20 protein-coding genes are annotated in these 24,640 nt (G+C 66.5%); 15 read left to right on the forward strand and 5 right to left on the reverse strand.

The window, feature by feature from the left end:
- Window positions 1-68 precede the first annotated feature (68 nt).
- The 4 genes from yajC to AC6JAM_RS18410 all read left to right on the forward strand — a co-directional run bounded on the left by yajC (window position 69) and on the right by AC6JAM_RS18410 (window position 5,889).
- Window positions 69-476, forward strand: a complete 408-nt coding sequence (gene yajC, locus AC6JAM_RS18395) for a preprotein translocase subunit YajC (protein WP_018769336.1) — start codon at window positions 69-71, stop codon at window positions 474-476.
- A gap of 99 nt (window positions 477-575) precedes the next feature.
- The gene (gene secD, locus AC6JAM_RS18400; RefSeq protein WP_018769335.1) at window positions 576-2,333 is read left to right on the forward strand and encodes a protein translocase subunit SecD; all 1,758 of its coding nucleotides are present in this window, start codon (window positions 576-578) and stop codon (window positions 2,331-2,333) included.
- Window positions 2,333-3,349 (forward strand): protein translocase subunit SecF, encoded by a 1,017-nt coding sequence (gene secF / locus AC6JAM_RS18405; RefSeq protein WP_056390484.1) that lies wholly within the window; start codon window positions 2,333-2,335, stop codon window positions 3,347-3,349. Before secD ends, secF begins: the two co-directional genes overlap by 1 nt.
- Before the next feature lie 149 nt (window positions 3,350-3,498).
- Window positions 3,499-5,889 (forward strand): RelA/SpoT family protein, encoded by a 2,391-nt coding sequence (locus AC6JAM_RS18410; RefSeq protein WP_026265777.1) that lies wholly within the window; start codon window positions 3,499-3,501, stop codon window positions 5,887-5,889.
- On the opposite strand, the gene AC6JAM_RS18415 is transcribed toward AC6JAM_RS18410, so the two are convergent.
- The 3 genes from AC6JAM_RS18415 to AC6JAM_RS18425 all read right to left on the reverse strand — a co-directional run bounded on the left by AC6JAM_RS18415 (window position 5,770) and on the right by AC6JAM_RS18425 (window position 9,175).
- Window positions 5,770-6,543 (reverse strand): type IV toxin-antitoxin system AbiEi family antitoxin, encoded by a 774-nt coding sequence (locus AC6JAM_RS18415; protein ID WP_224083976.1) that lies wholly within the window; start codon window positions 6,541-6,543, stop codon window positions 5,770-5,772. The two genes, AC6JAM_RS18410 and AC6JAM_RS18415, sit on opposite strands and share 120 nt — an antisense overlap.
- Before the next feature lie 102 nt (window positions 6,544-6,645).
- Complete coding sequence (locus AC6JAM_RS18420) at window positions 6,646-8,289, reverse strand: DUF349 domain-containing protein (RefSeq protein ID WP_026265776.1); 1,644 nt, start codon at window positions 8,287-8,289, stop codon at window positions 6,646-6,648.
- Between the two features lie 67 nt (window positions 8,290-8,356).
- A complete protein-coding gene (locus AC6JAM_RS18425) occupies window positions 8,357-9,175 on the reverse strand; it encodes a peptidylprolyl isomerase (RefSeq protein ID WP_018769330.1) in 819 nt (272 codons plus the stop codon).
- Between the two features lie 229 nt (window positions 9,176-9,404).
- Here AC6JAM_RS18425 and hisS point away from each other — a divergent pair, with 229 nt between their 5' ends.
- Entirely contained in the window at window positions 9,405-10,775 is a 1,371-nt protein-coding gene (gene hisS, locus AC6JAM_RS18430; RefSeq protein WP_223991649.1) for a histidine--tRNA ligase, read from the forward strand.
- 8 nt (window positions 10,776-10,783) lie between these two features.
- Here the strand turns inward: hisS and AC6JAM_RS18435 are convergent, their stop codons facing one another.
- Window positions 10,784-12,037, reverse strand: coding sequence for an APC family permease (locus AC6JAM_RS18435; RefSeq protein ID WP_056390475.1), 1,254 nt, complete (start codon window positions 12,035-12,037; stop codon window positions 10,784-10,786).
- A 96-nt stretch (window positions 12,038-12,133) separates the two neighbouring features.
- Here AC6JAM_RS18435 and aspS point away from each other — a divergent pair, with 96 nt between their 5' ends.
- Window positions 12,134-13,930 (forward strand): aspartate--tRNA ligase, encoded by a 1,797-nt coding sequence (gene aspS, locus AC6JAM_RS18440; RefSeq protein ID WP_018769327.1) that lies wholly within the window; start codon window positions 12,134-12,136, stop codon window positions 13,928-13,930.
- Between the two features lie 88 nt (window positions 13,931-14,018).
- The gene (locus tag AC6JAM_RS18445) at window positions 14,019-14,819 is read left to right on the forward strand and encodes a GNAT family N-acetyltransferase (RefSeq protein WP_497935501.1); all 801 of its coding nucleotides are present in this window, start codon (window positions 14,019-14,021) and stop codon (window positions 14,817-14,819) included.
- Between the two features lie 18 nt (window positions 14,820-14,837).
- Here AC6JAM_RS18445 and AC6JAM_RS18450 read toward each other — a convergent pair whose 3' ends face one another.
- Window positions 14,838-15,506, reverse strand: a complete 669-nt coding sequence (locus AC6JAM_RS18450; protein ID WP_056390471.1) for an acVLRF1 family peptidyl-tRNA hydrolase — start codon at window positions 15,504-15,506, stop codon at window positions 14,838-14,840.
- A 76-nt stretch (window positions 15,507-15,582) separates the two neighbouring features.
- Here AC6JAM_RS18450 and AC6JAM_RS18455 point away from each other — a divergent pair, with 76 nt between their 5' ends.
- The 8 genes from AC6JAM_RS18455 to AC6JAM_RS18490 all read left to right on the forward strand — a co-directional run bounded on the left by AC6JAM_RS18455 (window position 15,583) and on the right by AC6JAM_RS18490 (window position 24,628).
- On the forward strand, window positions 15,583-17,067 hold the full coding sequence (locus AC6JAM_RS18455; RefSeq protein WP_223991633.1) for a replication-associated recombination protein A: 1,485 nt from the start codon (window positions 15,583-15,585) through the stop codon (window positions 17,065-17,067).
- 168 nt (window positions 17,068-17,235) lie between these two features.
- Window positions 17,236-17,862: a 30S ribosomal protein S4 gene (gene rpsD, locus AC6JAM_RS18460; RefSeq protein WP_009357431.1), complete on the forward strand. Its 627-nt coding sequence runs from the start codon at window positions 17,236-17,238 to the stop codon at window positions 17,860-17,862.
- A 144-nt stretch (window positions 17,863-18,006) separates the two neighbouring features.
- Window positions 18,007-18,381 carry a DUF948 domain-containing protein gene (locus AC6JAM_RS18465; RefSeq protein WP_018769323.1) on the forward strand — a complete coding sequence of 125 codons (375 nt, stop codon included), beginning with the start codon at window positions 18,007-18,009 and terminating at the stop codon, window positions 18,379-18,381.
- 17 nt (window positions 18,382-18,398) lie between these two features.
- The gene (locus tag AC6JAM_RS18470; RefSeq protein ID WP_222430050.1) at window positions 18,399-18,629 is read left to right on the forward strand and encodes a DUF6167 family protein; all 231 of its coding nucleotides are present in this window, start codon (window positions 18,399-18,401) and stop codon (window positions 18,627-18,629) included.
- Between the two features lie 123 nt (window positions 18,630-18,752).
- The gene (gene alaS, locus AC6JAM_RS18475) at window positions 18,753-21,431 is read left to right on the forward strand and encodes an alanine--tRNA ligase (RefSeq protein WP_056390465.1); all 2,679 of its coding nucleotides are present in this window, start codon (window positions 18,753-18,755) and stop codon (window positions 21,429-21,431) included.
- 7 nt (window positions 21,432-21,438) lie between these two features.
- On the forward strand, window positions 21,439-22,038 hold the full coding sequence (gene ruvX / locus AC6JAM_RS18480; RefSeq protein ID WP_056390463.1) for a Holliday junction resolvase RuvX: 600 nt from the start codon (window positions 21,439-21,441) through the stop codon (window positions 22,036-22,038).
- Entirely contained in the window at window positions 22,035-23,771 is a 1,737-nt protein-coding gene (gene mltG, locus AC6JAM_RS18485) for an endolytic transglycosylase MltG (protein WP_056390459.1), read from the forward strand. Before ruvX ends, mltG begins: the two co-directional genes overlap by 4 nt.
- Complete coding sequence (locus AC6JAM_RS18490) at window positions 23,768-24,628, forward strand: shikimate dehydrogenase (RefSeq protein ID WP_497935503.1); 861 nt, start codon at window positions 23,768-23,770, stop codon at window positions 24,626-24,628. Before mltG ends, AC6JAM_RS18490 begins: the two co-directional genes overlap by 4 nt.
- Window positions 24,629-24,640 lie beyond the last annotated feature (12 nt).

Raw genomic sequence — 24,640 nt, forward strand, 5'->3', positions numbered from 1 at the left:
AAGCGAAGCCAACGTCGCCGGAAAACCCAGCTACACCACGCTAAAGAACGGAATTCCCCTTGGATCCAATGTCAATTCTCCTGTTCGTCATGCTCGGCGTATTCATCTTCATGATGTTCCGCCGCAACAAGAAGACGCAGCAGCAGCAGGCAGAGCTCCAGTCGAAGTTTGCCCCGGGCGTGGAGGTCATGACCAGCTTTGGCCTTTTCGGCCGGATCGTGGACATCGACGAGGCCGAGAACAAGGTCACCCTTGAACTTTCCCCCGGCAACCTGGCCACTGTGCACCGCCAGGCCGTCACCAAGGTCGTTGAGCCGGTGGCAGAACCCGCCGCCCAGCCGGCCGACGCCTCCCCGGTGGTTCCGGATGATGCGTCCTCCCTCACCACCCCGGAGTCCGGAAGCACCGCAACAGGTGCCGAGACTCCCGAGGAAACCCTGAAGCGCCTCAACGACGAGGGCAAAAAGGACAGCTAGGCCCGCTGGCCCCTTCCTCCCTCTACCGCTGCGGACCACCGCCGGCGCAGGCAGCAGCCCGCTCCGGCGGTTTCTCCGCGAACAAGAGAAAGATCGACAATGGCACGAACTGGCCGCAAGAAACCAGGGCTCCGCGTCCTGGTCTGGCTTGGTGTAATCCTGGCAGCGCTGACCGCCGTCCTGGCCGGCGGCACCATTGCCGGACAGGCCAGCTGGGCACCCAAGCTGGCGCTGGACCTCGAGGGCGGCACCCAGATGATCCTGGCCCCGAAGGTGGAGGGCGGTTCGGACATCAACGAACAGCAGCTCAACCAGGCGGTGGCGATCATCCGCCAGCGCGTTGACGGTTCCGGCGTCTCCGAGGCGGAAATCAGCACCCAGTCAGGGCGCAACGTGGTGGTCAGCCTTCCCGGCACACCCTCTGCCGAGACGCGCAACCTGATCCAGGCCTCGGCGGACATGAACTTCCGCCCTGTCCTCCTCAACGGCGACGGCGCAGCAGTTCCTGCCGAGTCGCAGACGCCGGAGGACCAGCTGCCCAAGCCGACCGCCGAGCCTGCCAACAGCAGTGACACCAACTGGATCACGCCCGAGATCTACAAGCAGTTCGAGGCGCTCGACTGCAACAGTGCCGCTGCGGAGAAAGCCCAGCGGTCGGATCCCACCAAGCCGCTGGTGACCTGCGAGCCGGCCACGGACAAGTCGCCGGCCATCAAGTACATCCTGGGTCCCGTGGAGGTGAAGGGCAGCAACATCGTCACCTCGTCCTTCCAGCTGCAGCAGGGCGCACAGGGGGCTGTCACCAATGAATGGGCCGTCAACATCCAGTTCGACGCCGAGGGTACAGCCAAGTTCAAAGAGGTCACCGAACGGCTCAACCAGTTCTACGTGGCAGCCGGCGGCCAGTCGGGCACCGACCCCAAGTCCCAGTTCGCCATTGTGCTGGATGACCAGGTCATCTCCGCCCCGCGTTCCCTGGCTGTCATCACTGACGGCCGTCCGCAGATTACCGGTGGCTTCAATGAGAAGACGGCCAAGGCACTCTCCGACCAGTTGAAGTTCGGCGCCCTTCCCATCAGCTTCGACATCCAGAGCGAGCAGCAGATTTCCGCCACGCTTGGTGGCGAACAGCTGCGCATGGGCCTGCTGGCCGGCCTGATCGGGCTCCTGCTCGTGGTGGTCTACTCGCTGTTCCAGTACCGTGCCCTGGGCTTCGTCACCATCGCATCGCTGGTGGTGGCCGGTGCCCTGACGTACCTGGCCATCGCGATCCTGGGCTGGACGGAGAACTACCGGCTGTCACTGGCCGGCGTGGCCGGCATCATCGTGGCCATCGGCCAGACGGCAGACTCCTTCATCGTCTACTTCGAACGCATCAGGGATGAACTGCGTGAAGGGCGCGGCCTGGTATCCGCCGTCGAAAACGGCTGGAAGCGCGCCAAGCGCACCGTCCTCGCCTCCAAGGCCGTCAACCTCCTGGCCGCACTGGTCCTGTACTTCGTGGCAGTGGGCAACGTCCGCGGCTTCGCCTTCACCCTGGGCCTGACCGCCATCGCCGACCTCATCGTGGTGTTCATGTTCACCCACCCCACGCTGCAGCTCCTGGCCCGTACCCGGTTCTTCGGTGAAGGCCACAAGTTCTCCGGCCTCGACCCCGAACGGCTGGGTGCCGTCCCGCTGTACCGCGGCGCCGGACGCGTCCGCACCCCGGAGGACAAGCCCGTGGTGGTCCGCACCAAGAACACAGGGGCGGCTGCCGAGGCCGAGCGCCGCATGACTATCGCCGAGCGGCGCCTGGCAGAGAAGCAGGAACAGTTGGCTGGTTCGTCCAAGACCTCCGCGAAGGAGAACAAGTAATGTCAGGCTTCGCTACTTTCGGCAACGAGCTCTACACCGGGAAGCGCTCCTACGACTTCGTCGGCGCCAAGAAGATCTGGTTCATCATCGCCGCGGTGGGCGTGGCCCTGTCCATCCTTATCCCGGTGGCCAAGGGCGGCTTCAACCTCGGCATCGAATTCCGCGGCGGCTCCGAATTCACCGTGTCCAACGTCAAGACCACCGATGCCTCCATCGGTGAGAAGGCCGTGACTGATGTGGTGTCAGGCAGTGTTCCGCGGGTAGCCAACGTGGCAGGCAACACCATGCGCATCCAGACCGACAAACTGACGGATGACGAGACCCTCCGGATCAAGGAGGGCCTCACCACCGCCTACGGCGTTACCGACAACGAGGTGACCTCCACGTTCGTCGGGCCCACCTGGGGTGCAGACGTGACCAAGCAGGCACTGATCGGCCTGGGAGTATTCGTGCTGCTCGCGGCCCTGCTGATGGCCCTGTACTTCCGTACCTGGAAGATGTCCCTCTCGGCGCTTGCCGGCATGGCCGTCACCATGTTCATCACGGCCGGGGTCTATGCCCTCAGCGATTTCGAGGTCACGCCCTCGGCCATCATCGGGTTCCTCACCGTCCTCAGCTACTCGCTGTATGACACCGTGGTGGTTTTCGACAAGATCCGCGAAAACACGGCCGGGATCGACGCGTCCACGCGCCGGACCTTCGGCGAGGAAGTCAACCTTGCCGTCAACCAGACGCTGGTGCGCTCCATCAACACCATGATGGTGGCCATCCTTCCCGTGGGCGCCATCCTGTTCATTGGTGCCGGCCTCCTGGGCGCAGGAACCCTGCGTGACCTGTCCCTGGCACTGTTCGTCGGAATCCTCATCGGTACAGCGGCAACCATCTTCGTGGCGGCGCCGATGTACGCCTGGCTCCGCCAGGGCGAACCGGAGCTGGTGAAGCAGGCAAGGCGTGTTGAACAGCGCCGCGCAGGTGCAGCTGAACGGGCAGTTCCGGCATCGCCGGCCAAGGCCTGATCAGCAACCACCGGCAGCTTTAAACCACCCAAAGGCCGGGCGGCGCGTACTTTGCGCCGCCCGGCCTTTGCCTGTGCAGGCCCGGTTATAAAAGTCGCTGCCCGGAGGAATAGACTGGGGTAATTAAGACGGTGGTGAGGGGTGCTTCATTGGAAGAACGTTCGGCGTCAGCGCCAACGGCACAGGAGGAAAAAAATCCTGCCGGCATGCAAGCCGGTGCGGCACCTTCTGCGCGCCCGGGCTCATTGGTACCTGTCGATAACTCAGGATCCCGCCCCACGTTTCCCGGCCGCAGGGAGCGCACACGCTCCCGGCTTGCCCGCCTGACCGGACGGGGAACCGCCACATACTCACCCATCCTTGAGCCGCTGCTGCGGACCGTACGCGCCAACAACCCCAAAGAGGACTTCGACCTCATCCAGCGTGCGTTCGACGTCGCCGAGCGCAGCCACCGCGGGCAAAAGCGCAAGAGTGGGGATCCGTACATCACCCACCCGGTGGCTGTGGCCACCATCCTTGCGGAACTGGGCCTCAGCGGCACCACACTGGCAGCCGCCCTGCTCCACGACACGGTCGAGGACACTCCCTACACCCTGGCGGACCTGAAACGGGACTTCGGGCCGGAAGTGGCCATGCTGGTGGACGGCGTCACCAAGCTCGACAAGGTCAGCTTTGGCGAGGCCGCACAGTCCGAGACGGTCCGCAAAATGGTCGTGGCCATGGCCAAGGACATCCGGGTCCTGATGATCAAGCTGGCGGACCGGCTGCACAATGCCCGCACCTGGCGCTTCGTGTCGGCTGAATCGTCCGCCCGCAAGGCCCGCGAAACCCTGGAGATCTTCGCGCCGCTGGCGCACCGGCTGGGCATGAACACTATTAAGTGGGAACTTGAGGACCTGTCCTTCGCTGCGCTCTACCCCAAGGTGTACGAAGAGATCGTGCGGATGGTGGGGGACAGGACGCCGGAGCGGGAGAAGAGCCTGGGTGTCATCCGTGACCAGATCACTGAGGACCTCCGCGCTGCCCGGATTAAAGCCACCATCACCGGCAGGCCCAAGCACTACTACTCCATCTACCAAAAGATGATTGTCCGCGACAAGGACTTCGACGACATCAACGACCTCATGGGCGTCCGCGTCCTGGTGGACTCGGTCCGGGACTGCTACGCCGCCCTGGGCACCCTGCACTCGCGCTGGAACCCCCTGCCCGGCAGGTTCAAGGACTACATCGCGATGCCCAAGTACAACATGTACCAATCCCTGCACACCACGGTGATTGGCCCCGGCGGCAAGCCGGTGGAAATCCAGATCCGCACGCACGAAATGCACCGCCGGGCGGAGTACGGGGTTGCGGCGCACTGGAAATACAAGGACCAGCCCAACCGCACCGCCGTCGGTCCCGGAAGCCCGCGCGACGGAGACATGGGGTGGCTGCGCTCACTGGTGGACTGGCAGCAGGAAACGTCCGATCCCGGCGAGTTCCTGGACTCACTGCGTTTCGAAATCAATGCGCGCGAAGTGTTCGTGTTTACGCCCAAGGGCGAAGTCATGGCGCTCCCGGCAGGATCGACTCCCGTGGACTTCGCCTATGCCGTGCACACCGAGGTGGGCCACCGCACCATCGGCGCCAGGGTCAATGGAAAGCTGGTTCCGCTCAACAGCGAGCTGAACCACGGCGACTGGGTGGAGATTTTCACCTCCAAGGCCGAGGGGGCAGGTCCCAGCCAGGACTGGCAGCATTTCGTCAAGAGCGCCAGGGCGCGCAACAAGATCCGCCAATGGTTCAGCAAGGAACGCCGCGAAGAGGCAATTGACCGCGGCAAGGAACTGCTGACCCGTGCCATGCGGAAACAGAACCTTCCGCTGCAGCGGCTGATGACGCACGAGGCCCTGGCCGCCGTGGCCGAGGAATTCAAGTACGCGGACATCTCCGGCCTGTACGCCGGTGTGGGCGACGGGCATACCTCCGCCCAGTCGGTCATGGAGAAACTCATTGAAAGCCTGGGCGGCAACGAGAGTGCCGATGATGACGTCGAAGAGGTCAGCATCCCCACCCAGGTCAGCAAGGCCCGCTTCTCCGACTCCGGCGTCGTGGTCCGTGGAGTAGGCGATGTATGGGTGAAGCTGGCGCGCTGCTGCACGCCCGTTCCGCCGGACCCGATCCTTGGCTTCGTGACCCGGGGATCCGGCGTGTCCGTGCACCGCACCGACTGCACCAACATCTCCGACCTGAAGGACCAGCCGGACCGGATCGTGGACGTGGACTGGGCACCCACCCAGTCGAGCGTCTTCCTGGTGGAAATCCAGGTTGAGGCCCTGGACCGGAAATCCCTGCTCTCGGACGTGACGCGGGTCCTGTCCGACAACCATGTCAACATCCTTGCTGCCAGCGTCCACACGTCCACCGACCGGGTGGCCATTTCAAGATTCGCTTTCGAGATGGGCGACCCCAAATACCTCAGCCACGTCCTGAGCGCCGTCCGCAGGATCGACGGGGTTTTCGACGTCTACCGCACCACCGGGAACAAGCGCCGGAGCTAGCAGGGCAAGCTTTTCCAAAGCAGCCCGCTTGTGCGGGACCCTTGGGGTGGCCTCAATGGCGCGCACCAGCAGGCGCAGCCTGACATCCTGCTGCGGCCGGGCCAGCAATCCCGCCAGGGCGGGGACGGCCCGTTCGGCATCCACATGCAGGGCGATATCGAGTGCGGTCCGCAGCGGGCTGGAGACCATCAGTCCGCCGAGGCTGATCACATCGAAGGGCCCGAGCTTCACTTCGTGCAGCGTGCAGCCCCGGGTGTTCCGGAGACTGGACACCCTTCGCTTGGCGTCCACCAGCAGCGCCAGCCTCTCCGGTTCCGCTGCGCAGCCGTAGATCCAGGCCGCCGTCATGCGCCCGGCGACAACACGTTGCCGTATGGCCGCCGGGACGATTCCGGCTGCTGCCCTGGCCCGGAGCTGCGGCGATGCCGGTATTCCGGGGAGGGTGTAGCCATGCTGGTGGAAGCGGGCCAACAGCCCGTCGGCCGCCAGGGACTGCAACTCGGGAGCGGCGAAGGGCACGCCGGGTGCGTACAGGTCGGGAAAACGCGGCGGCGCGGCCGCCTCCCCAACGTTTGCCTGACAGCCCGGCCGTACGCCGGCAGCGGTGGCTTCCCTGCCGGGACCGGCGGCGGAGGGGATTGGAGATGAGGCCATGCCTTCATCCTGCCCCGACGCCGTTAACAGGCACAGGCCCGGCCCGGAGTATGTGGATAACACCCGGACCGGGCCTGTGCCCGTCAGTTCACGACAGAAAAATCAGGCAAGCTCGCTGGCGGAACGCTGGATCTGGTCGAGCCATGCCTGGCGTGCCTCGAGTGCTTCCTGGGCGGCCTTGATCTTGCGCTGGTCGCCGCTCTTCTCAGCCTTGGCAAGGTCTTCCTGGAGCCCGGCAATTGCGGATTCCAGCTGCGAGAGCGCGCTGTTGGTGCGTGCCTTGCGCTCGGGGTTGGACCGCTGCCACTGCTCTTCCTCAGCGTGCCGCACGGCGTCTTCAACCTTCCGCAGCCCGGCCTCGACCCGGCCCATGTCCGCGCGGGGAACCTTGCCGGCTTCCTCCCAGCGGTCACGAACGGACTGAAGGGCTTTCTTGGCCGCTGCCAGGTCCTTCACCGGCAGGATGGCGTTGGCCTCGGCCAGCAGCGCCTCCTTTACCGTGAGGTTTGCTGCGTACTCCTGGTCGATCTCCTCGTTGGCAGCCTGGCGGGACGTGAAGAAGACGTCCTGGGCGGCGCGGAACCTTGCCCAGAGCGCGTCGTCGTCCTTGCGGCTTGCCCGCGGTGAGGCCTTCCACTGGTCCATCAGCCGGCGGTACTCACCGGCAGCGAAGCCCCAGTCGGTTGATGTGGAGAGTGCCTCAGCCTCGGCAATCAACTTCTCCTTGGCGGCCTTCGCGGCAGAGTTGTTGCTGTCCAGCTGGGAGAAATAGGCACGGCGGTGCCGGTCGAAAACGGTGCGGGCGGCACGGAACCGCTTCCACAGGGCATCTTCGTTGCTGCGGCCCAGGCGGACGCCGCTCTTCTGGGCCGTCTTCCAGTTCTCGAAGAGCTCGTTCATCCGGGCGCTGGAGGTCTTCCACTGCGTCTGCGCCGGATCCTGGCCGGAGATTTCCTCTGCTTCAGCGACTATGGCTTCACGTGCTGCCAGCTCGGCGGCACGCACGGCGTCGTGCTCCGCCTTTTCGGCCTTTTCCAGCTCGGTGATCTGGCCTGCCAGCGCGTCCAGGCGCGCCTCCGCTGCACGGAGGTCGCCCACCATGTTGCGCTCGGCGAGCTGTTCCCGCAGGTGCGTCACGGTCTTCTGCATGTCGGTGCTGGGTGCCTTGGAGCTGACCCGCTGCTCCAGCAGGACGATCTGGGCCACGACGTCGTCGTACTTCCGCGCGAAGTAGAGCAGCGCTTCGTCGTCGCTGACACCCGGGTACTGGCCCACGGGGTGTTCGCCACCGTCGATGCTCAGGTAGACGTGTCCGTCCCCCTCCACCCGGCCCCATTTGGAGGCTTCGGCAACGGACGTACCAGGTGCAGCCGGAGCCGTAACCGCGGCCGGAGCGGCAGCGGCAGGCTTGGGACGCGACGCGAACGCTGCCGGTGACGGTGCAGACGGCCGCGGAGCGGGGGCAGGAGCCGGGGCAGGTGCGGAGGTCTCCGCTGCGGCGGTCCCTCCAGCCTGGTCTTCAGCGCCGTGGTCTTCGGTGGCCAGGGCCCCGCTGGCCGGGTCCCCGATGGCCTGGCTTTCGGCGGCCTGGGCTTCGTCAGCCTGCCCGGTGCCCTCATCGGAAGCGGCGGCTTCAGGGGTCACGGGGGACTGCCCGGCATTGGCATCAGTACCGCCAACCTCGGCCGGAGCCGCTGCTTCGGTCATGTCTGTTGCTGTTTCGTCGGATTTCTGACTGTCTGTCACCGCTAAAAGTCTTTCGCTTGGAGGGAAATACTCACGTACTGCACCGCGGCCTGGCCGGCCCGGCTTCCTACTTCAGAGAGAACGAGTCTATCGTGACTGGTTGTTTTGGCGCGCCGTCCGTGTCGCCGGCTCCCGGGGTGATGCCTGCGGCAGCGATGTTGGATACAACATCAAGCCCGGATGTCACCTTCCCCACCACGGTATAGCCGCCGGCAGCATCGGCCGGAATGACCGTGTCCTTGTAGACAATAAAGAACTGTGTCCCGTTGCCGTACGCGTTGTTCCCCGTGCGGGCCACGGCGATGGTGCCGGCAGGGTAGGTGTTGTCTGCGGGCGTGTTTTCCAGCGGACCCCACGTGTAATTAGGGTCGCCCTGTCCGTCCCCGTTGGGGGAGCCGCACTGCAGCACGCCGAACTGGTCCGCAGTGGTGAGCCGGTGGCATGACTTGCCGTTGAAATAGCCTTGGTCGCTGAGGGACTTGAAAACGGCTGCTGCCTGCGGAGCCTTGGTCCCGTCCACTTCCACGCCGAGCGCGCTGCCGTTCAGCAGCAGTTCGCCGGTGAACGTCTTGCCCGCCGCCGTGTCCGCGGACGGGATGTTGGGCCCGTTGGTGGCCGGCGCCGAGGGTGTCGCGGAGGCGCTTGCAGAGGTGGATGGTTCCGTCAGTCCCGCCTGCGCGGCGGCATATTCGTCCTCAGTGGGGTTTCCGGCGAAGGCGGTGAGCTGGAGGACGACGGCGAGCAGCACGGCGGCGGTTCCGGCGCCGGCGGCCACGAGGTTGTCGCGTTTCCGCCGCTTCTCCTGGTCGCGCCGGAGCTCACGCTTGGCTTCCATCTGCTGGATGCGCCGTTTTGCTTCGCGTGCACTGCGTGAACTGGCCGCCAAGGGTCCTCCTCGTCGTCGGGCTGCTGGTGCCCGGCGGTGGGCCGCGGGGCGCAGGTGTTAAGGGCCAGGCCGTGCGGGTCCGCCGCATTAGAGATGCACACGGATGACGCATAAACTGGCTGCCGCACATAGTTTATGCATGGCTGGCTGTGCTGCCGCCGAACGACCGCCGTTGCGGGCGCGGCCGGCAGCTCCGGCGCACCTTCCATTCCTAAGGAGAACCTTCCCCATGGCACGCACCGCCTCCCTGTCCGGATTCCCCGAGTGGCTTCCCGAGGAGCGGCTGGTGGAGCTGCATGTGCTCGATACCCTGCGCCGGGTTTTTGAACTGCATGGTTTCACCTCGATCGAAACCCGCGCCGTGGAGACGGTGGGCCAGCTGCTGCGCAAGGGCGAGATCGACAAGGAAGTGTACGGGCTCAGCCGGCTCCAGGAGGACGAGAGCGAGAACCCCGTTAAAGCCGGCAAGGCCGATCCCCACGCGCTTGCCCTGCATTTCGACCTGACCGTTCCCTTCGCCCGGTACGTGGTGGAAAACGCCGGCTACCTGGCCTTCCCCTTCCGCCGCTACCAGATCCAGAAAGTGTGGCGCGGCGAGCGGCCCCAGGAAGGCCGGGCCCGCGAGTTCACCCAGGCGGACATCGACGTGGTCGGCGACGGCGAGCTTCCGTTCCGCTACGACGTCGAGATCGCCTTGGTCATCGCCGAAGCACTCAGTGCCCTGCCGATCCCCGATTTCCGTCTCCGGATCAACAACCGCAAACTGGCGGAAGGCTTCTACCGGGGCATCGGACTCGATGACACCGCAGGCGTGCTGCGCAGTATCGACAAACTCGAAAAGATCGGTCCGGCAAAGGTGGCCGAACTGCTCAAGACCGAGCTCGGCGCAACCGACGAGCAGGCTGCCAAGGCGCTTCAACTGGCTGCCATCCGAACGGAAGATACGTCCTTTGTGGACCAGGTCCGTGCCCTGGGTGTCAGCAACGAACTCCTGGACGAGGGCCTGGACGAACTGGAGCAGGTCATCGATGCCGCCGTGCAGCGGGCGCCCGGCAAGGTACTGGCGGACCTCAGCATCGCCCGTGGCCTGGACTACTACACCGGCACGGTGGTGGAAACCGTCCTGGTGGGCCACGAACAGTTGGGGTCCATCTGCTCCGGCGGCCGGTACGACGCCCTGGCGTCGAAGGGCAACCGCAAGTTCCCGGGCGTTGGCCTCTCCATCGGCGTCACCCGCCTGGTGTCCCGGATCCTGAGCCAGGACCTGGCCAAAGCCTCCCGCTCTGTTCCCACTGCAGTGCTGGTGGCCCTGAACCATGACGACAGCTGGGGCACTGCCCAGGATGTCGCCGCCCTGCTGCGCAGCCGGGGAATCCCCACCGAAGTGGCTGCCAAGGCCGAGAAGTTCGGCAAGCAGATCAAGTTCGCGGACCGCCGGGGAATCCCGTTCGTCTGGTTCACGGACGAGGACGGCACCCACCAGGTCAAGGACATCCGCACCGGCGAGCAGGTGCTGGCCGCCCCTGAAACCTGGATGCCGCCGCTGGAGGACCTGGCAGTGCAGGTTGAGACAACCGCGGCCGCCGCGGCGTCGGTCTAGCCGGGCGCTTATGTCCGGTGCCGGTGCTGCCGGAACCGCAGCACCAGCCAGCGCCCCACCACGCCGGCGGCAAGGACTGCGGCCATGGTCAGCACCGACGCAGCCGGCAAAGTGAAGGCAAGTACCACGCAGCCCACGAAACCCAGCGCGTTAAGCCACCGGGGAGCGTAGCCGGGATGGGCGGAAAGGGTGAAGGCTGACGCGTTGGCTACCGCGTAGTAGACCAGCACGCCGAAGCTTGAGAAGCCCACGACGGTCATCACGTTGGTGGTCAGGAGCAGCAGGATCACGACGGCGGCCACGGCCAGTTCGGCGACGAACGGAACGGTGTGGGGACCGCCCACCCTGGCCAGAGGCCCCGGAAGATCGCGCTCCCTGGCCATGGCCAACGTTGTCCTTCCCACGCCCGTGATCAGCGCGAGGAGTGCGCCCAGGCACGCGGCCGCTGCTCCTGCCTGCACCAGCGGTGCACCCGCTGCCAGCCGGCTGTCCAGCACTGCGTCCAGCAGGGGAGTGCCCGTGGACCCCAACCGCTCTCCGAGGTGGGCCTGCAGGAGCAGGGCCAGCAGCAGGTAAATGGCGAATGCGCCCGCCAGGGCCGCCAGGATGGCGCGGGGGATGGCACGCGCCGGATTCCTGACCTCCTCGCCCAGCGTGGCGATCCGGGCATAACCGGCAAACGCGAAGAACATCAGCCCGGCGGCAGGCAGGACGCCCTCCACCCCGCCGGAATGCGCGCCTCCCGGCAGTGGCGCGGGGTGCGGACCCAGCACGGCGGCGGTGCCAACGAACACCAGTGTTGCCAGGACCAGGCACAGCAGGATCCTCGTCAGCAGGGCTGTCCTGGTGATGCCCAGCAGGTTGACGGCGGTGAGGGCCACGACGGCGGCCACGGCAACCGGGACGGCGTAGTCCCGCGCCACATAGCTGCCGAACGTCAACGCCATGGCCGCGCAGGACGCCGTCTTGCCCGTGACGAAACCCCAGCCGGCCAGGAAGCCCGGCCATTCGCCCAGCTGTTTCCGGCCATAGACGTAGGTCCCGCCGCTGGTGGGGTACTTGGCGGCGAGGGCTGCCGATGCCACGGCGTTGCAGTACGCCACCAGCCCGGCAACAGCCACGGACAGGACCAGCAGATTCCCTGCCAGTGCCGCGGCCGGGGAGAACACCACGAACACCCCGGCACCCAGCATGGAGCCCAGTCCGATGGCGGTGGCATCAAAGGTTCCCAGCCTGCGTTGCAGCTGCTGCGGTTCGCTCATGCGGCGGCAGTCCCTTTCCAGCGGGTAAACTCGGACGGGATCGTTCCCGCAACGATCATATTGACTTCCCACTGTTTTCCCGCAGAAAGGCGTGCTGTGCTGCGCACACATGACCTCGGATCCCTTCGCTCCGAGCACATTGGACAAACCGTAACCCTGGCCGGCTGGGTGGGCCGCCGCCGTGATCACGGTGGTGTGGCATTCGTGGATTTGCGCGACGCTTCGGGCGTGGCCCAGGTGGTGGTCCGCGAGGAGGAAGTGTTCCACGGACTGCGCAATGAATACGTCCTGCAGATCAAGGGCACCGTTTCCAGGCGTCCTGAAGGCAACGAGAACCCGGCGCTGGCCACGGGCGAAATCGAGGTCATCGCCGAGGACGTCACCGTCCTCAACACCTCCGACCCGCTGCCGTTCCAGATCGACGAGCACGTGGAAGTCGGCGAGGAAGCGCGCCTCAAGCACCGCTACCTGGACCTGCGCCGTCCCGGCCCCAGCCGCAACCTGCGCCTCCGCTCCGAGGCAAACCGGGTGGCGCGCGAACTGCTCCACCATGAGGGCTTCGTGGAGATCGAGACGCCCACGCTGACACGTTCGACGCCGGAAGGCGCCCGTGACTTCCTGGTTCCGGCACGCCTGGCTCCGGGGTCCTGGTACGCGCTGCCGCAGTCCCCGCAGCTGTTCAAGCAGCTGCTGCAGGTGGGCGGCTTCGAAAAGTACTACCAGATTGCCCGCTGCTACCGGGACGAGGACTTCCGCGCGGACCGCCAGCCGGAATTCACCCAGCTGGACATTGAGGCCAGCTTCGTGGACCAGGACGACGTCATCCGGCTGGGCGAAAACATCGTCAAGGCGGTGTGGCAGCTCATCGGCGTCGACATCCCCACGCCCATCCAGCGGATCACGTACGCCGATGCGATGGCGCGCTACGGCTCGGACAAGCCGGACCTGCGCTTTGGCCAGGAACTGACCGAGCTCACGGATTTCTTCAAGGACACCAACTTCGGCGTCTTCAAGGCACCCTACGTTGGGGCCGTCGTCATGCCCGGCGGCGCGTCGCAGGCACGCCGTGCCCTTGATGCCTGGCAGGAGTGGGCCAAGCAGCGCGGCGCCAAGGGCCTGGCGTATGTCCTCTACAAGGAGGACGGCGAGCTCGCCGGACCGGTCGCCAAGAACCTCACCGAGTTCGAGCGCGCCGGCCTGGCTGACGCCGTGGGCGCCAAGCCCGGGGACTGCATCTTCTTCGCCGCGGGTGAGAAGACGCCGTCGCGGGCCCTGCTGGGTGCTGCACGCGTGGAGATCGGCCACCGCACCGGCCTGATCGATCCCAACGCCTGGGCTTTCTGCTGGGTGGTGGACGCGCCGATGTTCGAGCCCGCAGCAGCCGCTGTTGCCTCCGGTGACGTCGCCGTCGGCGGAGGGCAGTGGACCGCCGTCCACCACGCCTTCACCTCGCCCAAGCCCGAGTTCCTTGACACCTTCGACAAGGATCCGGAATCGGCGCTCTCCTACGCTTACGACATCGTGTGCAACGGCAACGAAATCGGCGGCGGTTCCATCCGTATCCACCAGCGGGACGTGCAGGAGCGCGTCTTCGAGCTGATGGGCCTGGACAAGGAGGACGCCCAGACCAAGTTCGGCTTCCTGCTGGAGGGCTTCAAGTACGGCGCCCCGCCGCACGGCGGAATCGCCTTCGGCTGGGACCGCGTGGTCTCGCTGCTGGCGGGCGTCGAGTCCATCCGCGACGTCATCGCCTTCCCGAAGTCCGGCGGCGGCCACGACCCCCTCACCGATGCCCCGGCCCCCATCACGCCGCAGCAGCGCAAGGAGGCAGGCGTGGACTTCAAGCCGGAGGCCAAAAAGCCGGAAGTGAAGAAGCCCGAAGAGAAGCAGTAGCATCACGCAACGCTGCCGCAAGGCAGCGGCCAAGGGAGGTTCCCCGGATCACCGGGGAATCTCCCGCCTTTAACGAAGGAGCTGTCAGTTGTCCGTCCCGGGCAAAAGTGAACCCGCACCACTGGGCCTCGAAGCCGCCATGGATGCCGCCTGGCCGGCCCTGGAACGGTACGACGCCGGGGGCTGGGTCCTGCGTGCAGCAGGCGGAGTGACCCAGCGCGCCAACTCCATCTGGCCGCGTGCCGTTACCGCGGATTTGCAAGGTGACAGCCTCCCGGGCCTGCTCGCCGACGCCAGGTCCTGGTACCGCAGCCGCCGGCTGCCGGTCATCTTCCAGCTGTTCGACACCCCCGCAACAGCCGCGCTGCACGACCTGCTCGACGCTGAAGGCTTCACCCGGCAATCCGAGACCGTGGTCATGACCCGCGGCCCGATGACTGGAGGAACCGCGGACGCTGCCGTTGAAGTTTCCCGGGAACCCTCCGCGGACTGGCTGCGCGTCTGGTGGGAGGTGGACGGGCGCGGCGGGGAGGACGCCCTCGCCATCGCCCGGGAAATCCTGCTGGGCTGTCCTTCGATTTACGCGCTTGTCCGTGACGGAGCCGGGTTGCCCGCCGCCGTCGGGCGCCTCGCCCTTCCCGCCGGAAGCGCCCAGGGCGGGCTGTACTGCATGGCCACCCGGGCTGAAGCGCGCCGCCGCGGCTACGGAACTGCTGTCCTCCAGTCCTTGCTGCAGGCCGGTGCGGAGCAGGGGGCGGGGAAGTACTGGCTCCTTGTCACCGCCGCCAACCATGGGGCGCAGGCGATGTATGCCAACGCCGGGTTCACGGAAGCCGGGCGTTACCTGTACCGGCAGGAACGCCCCCGCCGCGCCCTGACAGGCTGCTGACCAGGCAGCAGCCGTGCGCTATCCGGATGCGTCGGTCACCGTGATCCGGACCGAGCAGGCGTCCACCGCGGCCTTCTTCAACACGGCGGCCCGGGGCTCGGCGACGTCGAGCCACGCGAGGCGTGGCAGGCGGGCGTAGTCACGCAGGGCCGGTTCCTGGAGGACAAGGTCGGCCAGGGGCCGGTCGCCGCCGGGCACCAGGTACTCGAAGGCCGCACTACGGAACACGTCCGCCGCCTGGCCGGCCACGGCCGCAACCAAAGCGTCCGCCTGGTTGGAACGGCGGCGGGCAAACCGCTGCTGGGACTGTCCGCCCGCAGCCGTACGGGACTGGACGTACCTGGTGCCTGCCTTGGATGCCAGCAGGATGCCTTCGCTTGCCACCCCTATGCCGTAACCGCCGCGCCGCACCAGCAGCAGGCCCAGCCGTCGCGGTTGGGCCGCAAGGGCGGCCAGCCGCTCCAGCGCTCCGCTGCCGCGTCCCGGGCGTCCGTCGGCCGGCCACGGCGCCTGCAGGAGCGCTTCGGTGCCGTCGGCCGCCACCAGGCGGAGGCCGTCGTCGTCATCCTGCAGCCGGTAACCGCCATGCGAGGCGCCGAACCGGTCGGCCCAGCCCGGCAGCCGGCTGCCGGGCACGAACGCGGTGCGGACGGACGGCGGCCCGCCGTGGGCAACGGTGGCAGGCATGGGAGTTCCTTTGGTGTCAGGGCCGGGCGGAAGACGGAGGCGAAAAGCAGCGGTGGACTGGAAGTAGCCTATCTATGTGGATGATCTCTTCGGGCACGGACCAGAAAACGACGACGACGACGGTCCCGTCTCCGGGGCAAGCACCGGTTCCGGGGGCCAGGGTTCCAGGGGGCAGGGTTCCCGTAGCCAAGGTTCGCCGCGCAGTCCGCTGGCCGTCCGGATGCGGCCCCGCACCCTGGACGAAGTGGTGGGCCAGCAGCACCTGCTCGGCCAGGGTTCGCCGCTGCGGCAGCTGGCCGCAGGCGCCGGGGCGGACAGTACGGGCCCGGCCGGTCCCACCTCCCTCATCCTCTGGGGGCCGCCCGGTACGGGAAAGACCACGCTGGCGCACGTCATCGCGCGCGGACCGGGACGGAAATTCGTGGAACTGTCCGCCATCACCGCCGGCGTCAAGGACGTCCGCCGCGTCATGGACGACGCCCTGACGGCCAGGGACCTGTACAAGACCACCACGGTGCTGTTCCTTGACGAGATCCACCGCTTCAACAAGGCCCAGCAGGACGCGCTGCTTCCCGGCGTCGAAAACCGTTGGGTGGTCCTGGTGGCTGCCACCACGGAGAATCCTTCCTTTTCGGTGGTCTCACCCCTGCTGTCCCGCTCCCTGCTCCTCACGCTCAGGCCGCTGACGGATGCCGACATCGAGGGCCTCCTGGTGCGGGCCGTCGAGGACCCGCGCGGGCTGGGCGGGAAGGTCCGGCTCAGCGACGAAGCGCTGGAACACCTGGTCCGGCTGTCCGGCGGGGACGCGCGAAGGGCGCTCACTGCATTGGAGGCTGCGGCCGGCGTCGCCTTCGGTGACGCGGACGACGTCGAACGTTCCGTGGGGGAGGAGGGTGCAGCTGCTGAGCCGGTCACCGCTGAGCCGGTCACCGTGGAGTTGCGCCACACCGAGCGTGCGCTGGATGCGGCCGCCGTCCGCTATGACCGTGCCGGTGACCAGCACTACGACGTGGCCAGCGCATTCATCAAGTCCATCAGGGGCTCGGACGTGGATGCTGCCCTGCATTACCTTGCCCGGATGCTTGAAGCCGGGGAGGACCCGCGGTTCGTGGCGCGGCGGATCGTCATCTCGGCGGCAGAGGATGTGGGCATGGCCGACCCCACGGCGCTGCAGACCGCCGTGGCCGCGGCGCAGGCGGTGCAGCTGATCGGGATGCCGGAGGGACGGATCATCCTGGCTGAGGCCGTGGTCCACCTCGCCACCGCGCCAAAATCGAATGCCGCCTACATGGGCATCAACAAAGCCATCGCGGACGTGCGCGCGGGTCTCGGCGTCGGCATTCCCGCGCATCTGCGGGATGCGCACTACCCGGGCTCCAAGCAGCTGGGACACGGCGTGGGGTACAAGTACGCCCACGACGCCCCGCACGCGGTGGCAACGCAGCAGTACCCGCCGGACGACCTGGTGGGCCGCGACTACTACCAGCCCACCGGCAACGGAGCGGAACGGGACATCGCCCAGCGGCTGGAGCGGTTGCGGAAGATTGTGCGGGGCAAGTAGCCGCCATGGTAGGCTGGATGTTCGTCTGGCAAGGCACGGACGCACAATCTCCCCAATTCGTTGAGAAGGTTATGCCCTGCGCCCAGTAGCAAAAGGCAGCGGTTGGCCGATGCTCTCCATCGTGGAGGCCAGTAACACTGACACACCGCAGATATTGGAAGGACACTAGTGGCTAACAACACTCGTGCTCGCCGTCAGGCCCGCCTCTCGCGGTCCCTCGGCATCGCTCTGACCCCCAAGGCCGCCAAGTACATGGAGCGCCGCCCGTACGGCCCCGGTGAGCATGGCCGTGCCCGCAAGAAGCAGGACTCCGACTACGCCGTACGTCTGCGCGAAAAGCAGCGTCTGCGCGCCCAGTACGGCATCCGCGAAGCTCAGATGACCCGTGCCTTCGAAGAAGCCCGCCGCACCAAGGGCCTGACCGGTGAAAACCTCATCGAGCTGCTCGAAATGCGTCTCGACGCCCTGGTCCTGCGTGCCGGCTTCGCCCGCACCATCGCCCAGGCCCGCCAGCTGGTTGTGCACCGCCACATCATGGTTGACGGCGTCCGCGTTGACCGCCCGTCGTTCCGTGTCGGCGAGGGCCAGCTGGTCCACGTCCACAGCCGCAGCGAGACCATGGTTCCGCTCCAGGTTGCCGCAGCCGGCGCACACCGCGACGTCCTGCCTGCCGTTCCGGCCTACCTGGACGTCAAGCTGGAAGCCCTGCAGGCACGCCTGGTCCGCCGCCCCAAGCGTTCGGAAATCCCGGTGACCTGCGAAGAGCAGCTCGTCGTCGAATTCTACGCACGCTAAATCCCAGCAGCGTATCCAAAGAAGCCCGTGGCACGCGCCGCGGGCTTCTTTGTATGTAAGGTACTTGGGGGACATCTGCGCAACGGGCATTCCGTCACGCCGCGGATGGGGCTCAATCACAGAATTTCGAGGAGATGAACGTCTATGACTGGTGGCGATATTGCCGGCCTGATCGCTGCCGGGGTGTTCGCGCTCCTGGTGCTGCTGCTCGCGGTCCCCATCCTGAAGCTGGGGAAAGTCTTCGACGAAGTGCGGACTGCCATCAGGTCCATAAGCGACGGCGCCACGCCCCTGATGGATGAGGTAACGGCCACCGTTTCCACCACCAACCAGCAGTTGAAGAAGGTGGACGGTATCGCGTCCAACGTCTCCGACGCATCCGCCAACATTTCCGCCCTGTCCTCGCTGGTGGCCGCCACGGTGGGCTCGCCGCTGATCAAGGTTGCGGCGTTCAGCTACGGCGTGCGCAGCGCCGTCGCCAACCGCCGGAAGCCCGCTGCCGGCCGCCGCAGCCGCTAGATTCGAAGAGAACGAATATGAAAAGAATTGTCTGGATGGGAATCGGCGTGGCCATTGGGGTCATTGCCTTCCGCAAAGTGAGCCAGGCCCAGTCCACTCTTGGACCTGAGGGCCTCAACCGTGCGGTAGGGCGTCTTGCCGACGGGGTGTACGACTTCGCGGATGCCGTCCGCGCAGGGATGCGCGAACGGGAAACCGACCTGCGGACCGCCCTTGGCGTCGAGTCCGCGGAACTGGTCCGCCGCTGAGCCCGCGGGGCACAACCGGCACCAGCAAACAACCGGCAGGAACCCGATCCGGGAACCTTGCCACCTGAACGAAATTTCCGTGCCGCCCGGCGGGACGGACCAAGAAGGGTAAGAAAACAGCTCATGAAGTCGCAGGAGATCACAAAGCGCTGGGTGGACTTTTTTGTCAGCAAGGGCCACACGGCAGTTCCCTCCGCATCGCTGGTCTCCAGCGACCCCTCCCTGCTGTTCACGGTGGCCGGCATGGTCCCGTTCATTCCGTACCTCACTGCCCGCGAGGAAGCGCCCTACTCCCGCGCCACCAGCGTGCAGAAGTGCATCCGCACCGGCGACATCGAGGAAGTGGGCAAGACTGCCCGCCACGGCACCTTCTTCCAGATGTGCGGCAACTTCTCGTTCGGCGACTACTTCAAGGAAGACGCCATCAAGTTCGCCTGGGAGCTCCTCACCAAGAGCGTTGACGACGGCGGCTACGGCCTTGCGCCCGAACGTCTGTGGGTGACGGTCTACGAAGAGGACGACGAAGCCGAGGAACTGTGGCTGAAGAACACCGGCGTCCCGGCTGAACGCATCCAGCGGATGGGCAAGTCGGACAACTACTGGCACACCGGCCAGCCCGGACCCGCCGGCCCCTGCTCCGAGATCTACTACGACCGCGGTCCCGCCTACGGCGTTGACGGCGGCCCCATCGCCGACGAGAACCGCTACGTCGAGATCTGGAACCTGGTGTTCATGCAGTACCAGATCGAAAACGTCCGCTCCAAGGTGGACTTCGACGTCGTCGGCGAGCTGCCCAAGAAGAACATCGACACGGGCCTGGGCATGGAACGCCTTGCCATGATCCTGCAGGGCGTCGAGAACATGTACGAGACCGACCAGGTGCGGCCGGTCATCGACAAGGCCGCCGAACTGTCCGGCAGGGAATACACCTCCGCCGAAACCCCGGACGATCCCCACCACACCGACGACGTGCGCATGCGCGTGGTGGCCGACCACATCCGGTCGGCACTGATGCTGATCTCCGACGGCGTGACCCCCTCCAACGAGGGCCGCGGATACGTCCTGCGCCGCCTCATCCGGCGTGCCGTCCGTTCCATGCGCCTCCTGGGTGTGGAACAGGCCTGCCTGCCTGATCTGCTGCCCGTATCGCGCGACGCCATGAAGGGCGTCTACCCGGTGGTGGCGACCGATTTCGACCGGATCAGCCGCATTGCCTACGCCGAAGAGAAGGCGTTCCTGCGCACCATCGCGTCCGGCACCGCCCGGTTGGAAGAGGCCGTGAAGGAATCCAAGGCCGCCAATAAGCCGCTGTCCGGTGCGGACGCCTTCACGCTGCACGACACTTACGGCTTCCCCATCGACCTCACGCTGGAGATGGCGGAGGAAGCGGGACTCAAAGTGGATGAGGCGGCCTTCCGCGGCCTCATGCAGGAACAGCGCCAGCGCGCCCAGGCCGATGCCAAGGGCAAGAAGGGCGGCCACGCCGACCTCACCGTCTTCCAGGACATCCTGGCCCAGGGCGAGACGGTCTTCACCGGGTACACCGAGCTTGAGGGCGAGTCGCGCGTTCGCGGCCTGCTCAGCGCCGGCCGCCAGGTGCAGCAGGCCGCCACCGGCGACGAGATCGAACTCGTCCTGGCCGAAACCCCCTTCTACGCCGAAGCCGGCGGCCAGGCCGCCGACACCGGCCTGATCACCGGTGACGGATTCGTCGTCGAGGTCCTGGACGTCCAGCGGCCCGTGAAGGGTCTGAGTGTCCACAAGGCGATTGTCCGCGAAGGCGAAATCGGCGCTGACTCGCTGGTGCGCGCCGCCGTCGACCGTGAACGCCGCCATGCCGCTGAGCAGGCCCACACGGGCACGCACATCGTGCATGCCGCGCTGCACCAGATCCTTGGTCCGGAGGCCACCCAGCGTGGATCCTTCAACAAGGCGGGGTACCTGCGCTTCGACTTCGCCTGGGGCGAAGGCCTGAGCACCGCCACGCGGTCCGAAATCGAGGAAGTCTCCAACCTGGCCATCCGTAACAACTACGCGGTGGAAACGAAGATCATGGGGCTGGCCGAAGCGAAAGCCATGGGCGCCATGGCCCTTTTCGGGGAGAACTACGGCAGCGAGGTGCGCGTGGTGGAGATCGACGGCGCGTGGTCACGCGAGCTGTGCGGCGGCACCCACGTTGCCAACACCTCGCTGATCGGCAGCCTGTCGCTCCTGGGCGAACAGTCCGTCGGCTCGGGCAACCGCCGCGTGGAGGCCTTCGTTGGCATGGAGGCCTTCCGCCACCTTGCGGCTGAGCGTGCCCTGGTGACCGAACTGACGGACCTGTTGAAGGTCCCGTCCGGCCAGCTCGCCGACAGGATTTCCGCCACCCTGGCCAAGTTGAAGGCCACCGAGAAGGAACTGGACCGGCTCCGCAAGGAACAGCTGGCCGCTTCCGCTGCGCAGCTGGTCAACACCGCCCAGGACGCCGCAGGCGTCAAGGTGCTGGCCCACGACGCCGGCACCGTCAGCGGAGCCGATGACCTTCGCGGCCTGGCCCTTGACCTGCGCAACCGGCTCGGTTCGGCAGCTGCCGCCGTGGCTGTGGCCGGCGTCGCCAACGACCGTCCACTGATCCTGGTAGCCACCAATGAGGCAGCCAGGGAGGCCGGCGTCAAGGCCGGTGCCCTGGTCCGGGTGGCTGCCGGTGTCCTCGGTGGTGGTGGCGGCGGCAAAGACGACGTCGCCCAAGGCGGCGGAACCGACGCCGGAAAGGTCGGCGCTGCCCTGGCAGCCGTCGTCGACGCCATTTCAAGGCGCTAACCACGTTATGACCGATCCTGTTGCTGCCGGCGGCTACCCCCAGGGCGTCAAACTGGGGGTGGACGTCGGCACCGTCCGGGTGGGCGTGGCCGTCTGCGACCGCGACTCCATCCTTGCCACGCCGTACAAGACCCTCGACCGGAATGCCAGGAAAAACTCGGACGTGCGCGTCATCGCCAAACTGGCGGAGGAACTCGGCGCGGTGCAGGTTATCGTCGGGCTGCCCAGGACGATGAAGGGCGAAGAACATGCCTCGGCCAGGATGGCCACGGACTATGCCCTCCTCCTCGCCGCGGAGTTTTCACGGCGCGGTCTTGCCGTTCCGGTGAACCTCGTGGATGAGCGCCTCAGCAGTGTCACGGCCCACCGGAACCTGCACGAAGCTGGCATGAGCAGCAGGGACCACCGTAAAGTAGTGGATCAGGTCGCGGCGGCGGGTATTCTTCAGCACGCCATCGACATGCAGAAAGCCAGGGGAGCGGATGTCGGCTCACGCGTGACAGCGCCACCCCCGTCCGTGGACCTGGGGGCCGGTGGGACGGACGAAACCGTCCGCGCCATCCCCGCAGACACGGCCCAATCTTCAGATAATGGAAGGCAACAGTGAGCCCTGCCAACATTGACGACACCTTCGGCCGGCTGGATACCGGGGCTGGGAGGCCGTTGACCCGCAAGGAACTGCGGGCACGGGAGAAGAGCCTCAATACCGGTGGCCAGGACGCCGTGCCCGAGCAGGCCTATGAAACCGGCGACGTCCCGCCGCCCCCGGCCGCACCGCCTGCGGCGCCGTCGCCAGCAGCGGCGCCCACGTTTGCTCCGCTGCCCGGCGCAGGTGATGTTCCTGCGGCACCGGAGGCACCCCCGTCCATCCAGGACGAAGAGCCCGCAGGTCCTTCCCACGCGGACCCTTTCGACGGCGACGCTGCCGCCCCGGACGCCCCTGCGCCCCTTGGACATCACGACGACGTCCCGCACCATGGCAACGTCGGCGGCCATGACGCCGTCGGACACCAGGACGCTGTCACGCTTCATGACGATGTGCACCATGAAGTCGCCCTGCACCACGACGCCGCCGGGCACCAAGACCACGTGCACCACGCAGCGGACCTGCACCACCCGGACCTGCACGACTACCAGGAAGTGCACGACGACCATGTCCACCACGCCGCCGGATACCACGACGATGCCCACGTGGACGCACCGCACCACGATGTCCACCACCACGACGCGGACCATGGATTGCTGCCCGGCTCATCGGCAGCCCAGGTAGTGCCGCGCCCCTCGAAGAAGGTCCGGCGCCGGCGCAGGCTGCTCGCCCTGTTCCTGACCCTTGCCGTTTTTGTGGCGGCTGTGGCCGTGGGAGCCCAGTTCCTCAAGCCACTCCTGGGCAACGGCAAGCCTTCGGACTTCCCGGGTCCCGGATCGGGTGAGGTCCGGATCACGGTGGCAAGCGGCGAGGGAACCCGATCGGTCGCCACGGAACTGGAGAACCAGCGCGTCGTGGCCAACGCCGACACGTTCATGCAGGCGTTCCATGCCTCCGGCGGCACATTGTCGCCGGGCGACTACACCTTCAAAACCGAGATGAAGAACGCGGACGCGGTCAACATCCTGGCGGGCAAGGACAAGACGAAGGTCATTTACTTCGCCCTTAGCGCGGGCCTCAGGATTGGCGAATCGCTGCAGGCGATCTCGGAGGGCTCGGGGATTTCCGTGCAGCAGCTGCAGGCCCTCAGCAACCAGCCCGCACAGTTTGGCCTGCCCGCCAACGCCAAGAACCTCGAAGGCTACCTGGCACCGGGTGAGTACCGTTTCCCGCTGGGAACCCCGGCCAAGGACATCCTGCAGGCGCTGGTGAAGTCCACCACCGATGAACTCGTGTCGCAGGGCATCACGGACCCCGCCAAGCAGTACCAGGCCGTTATCGTGGCCAGCATTGTCCAGGCCGAGGGCGGACAGGCAGACTACGGTGACGTGGCGGGCGCCATTTACAACCGGCTCAAGCCCAATGACCAGACCGGTGGCTTCCTGCAGGTTGACTCCGCCGTCACGTACGGCCTTGGCACCCGGAGCTTCAACTTCACGGACGAGCAGCGCCAGGACAAATCCAACCCCTACAACACCTACGCCAATCCGGGGCTGCCGCCGGGACCCATCGGTTCTCCCGGCAAGACCGCCATCGATGCGGCCGCCCGGCCCAAAGCCAATGACTACCTGTACTGGGTGACCATCAATTTGGACACCAAGGAAACCAAGTTCGCCAAGACACTGGCTGAACACAACGCGTACGTCGAGCAGTACAACGCGTGGTGCCAGGCCAACGCGGGCCGCTGCACATGACTCTGCGGGCTGCCGTGCTGGGCCACCCGATCAGCCACTCGAAATCCCCGGCGCTGCATCTCTCGGCATACGGGCAGCTGGGCGCGGGCATCAGCTACACGGCCATCGACGTCACAGAGGAGTTGCTGCCGTCCTTCATGCGCCAGATCCGGCACCAGCCGGGCTGGCGCGGGCTCTCCGTCACGATGCCGTTGAAGACGGCGATGCTCCAGGAAGTGGACGAGGTACGGGGAGTCGCGCAGACCCTCGGCGTGGTGAACACCGTTACCTTCGAGGACTCAGCCGGCGGCATCAAGACGGTGGGCTCCAACACGGACGTTGCCGGGATCGTCAACGCCCTGTGCCATGCGGGCACCCCCGCAGCACCAACGGCTGTCATCCTTGGTGGCGGCGGGACCGCTGCATCGGCCATCGCTGCCCTGAAGGAACTGGGCACCGGAACGGTGCAGGTCTTCGTCCGCGATGCCTCACGCACAGCAGATGTCCGTGCAGCCGCGGACAGCCTGGGAGTTGCCCTGGAGGTCCGCCCCCTGGCTGGAGCCGCGCGCCCCACGTCGGAAGCCGACGTCGTGATTTCCACCCTGCCGCCCCGTGCGGCAGACGGACTCGCAGCCGAAGTGGCCGCCTTGAAAGCTCCGATGCCCGGCGTGCTGCTGGATGTTGCCTACGATCCGTGGCCCAGCCTGGTTGCCTCGGTATGGCAGGCCGGCGGTGGCCGCGTGGTGCCGGGGCTGGAGATGTTGCTTTACCAGGCAGTGGAGCAGGTGCGGCTCTTCACCCGTCGCGGGGAAGACGTTAATGCAGCTGTCATAGATGTGATGTGTGACGCAGTCGGCCTTGCCCGGCGGGCGTTCTGACCGCCCTACGTG

It is taken from the genome of Arthrobacter sp. GmRoot5-12 (assembly GCF_059739365.1).

Coding starts and splice junctions, on each gene's coding strand:
- AC6JAM_RS18435 (WP_056390475.1), bottom strand. CDS start 12,037: ATGAGCGAACCGCAGCAGCTGCAACGCAGGCTGGGAACCTTTGATGCC.
- hisS (WP_223991649.1), top strand. CDS start 9,405: ATGGCACGCACCGCCTCCCTGTCCGGATTCCCCGAGTGGCTTCCCGAG.
- secF (WP_056390484.1), top strand. CDS start 2,333: ATGTCAGGCTTCGCTACTTTCGGCAACGAGCTCTACACCGGGAAGCGC.
- AC6JAM_RS18465 (WP_018769323.1), top strand. CDS start 18,007: ATGACTGGTGGCGATATTGCCGGCCTGATCGCTGCCGGGGTGTTCGCG.
- AC6JAM_RS18415 (WP_224083976.1), bottom strand. CDS start 6,543: ATGGCCTCATCTCCAATCCCCTCCGCCGCCGGTCCCGGCAGGGAAGCC.
- AC6JAM_RS18470 (WP_222430050.1), top strand. CDS start 18,399: ATGAAAAGAATTGTCTGGATGGGAATCGGCGTGGCCATTGGGGTCATT.
- AC6JAM_RS18450 (WP_056390471.1), bottom strand. CDS start 15,506: ATGCCTGCCACCGTTGCCCACGGCGGGCCGCCGTCCGTCCGCACCGCG.
- alaS (WP_056390465.1), top strand. CDS start 18,753: ATGAAGTCGCAGGAGATCACAAAGCGCTGGGTGGACTTTTTTGTCAGC.
- yajC (WP_018769336.1), top strand. CDS start 69: ATGTCAATTCTCCTGTTCGTCATGCTCGGCGTATTCATCTTCATGATG.
- secD (WP_018769335.1), top strand. CDS start 576: ATGGCACGAACTGGCCGCAAGAAACCAGGGCTCCGCGTCCTGGTCTGG.
- ruvX (WP_056390463.1), top strand. CDS start 21,439: ATGACCGATCCTGTTGCTGCCGGCGGCTACCCCCAGGGCGTCAAACTG.
- AC6JAM_RS18490 (WP_497935503.1), top strand. CDS start 23,768: ATGACTCTGCGGGCTGCCGTGCTGGGCCACCCGATCAGCCACTCGAAA.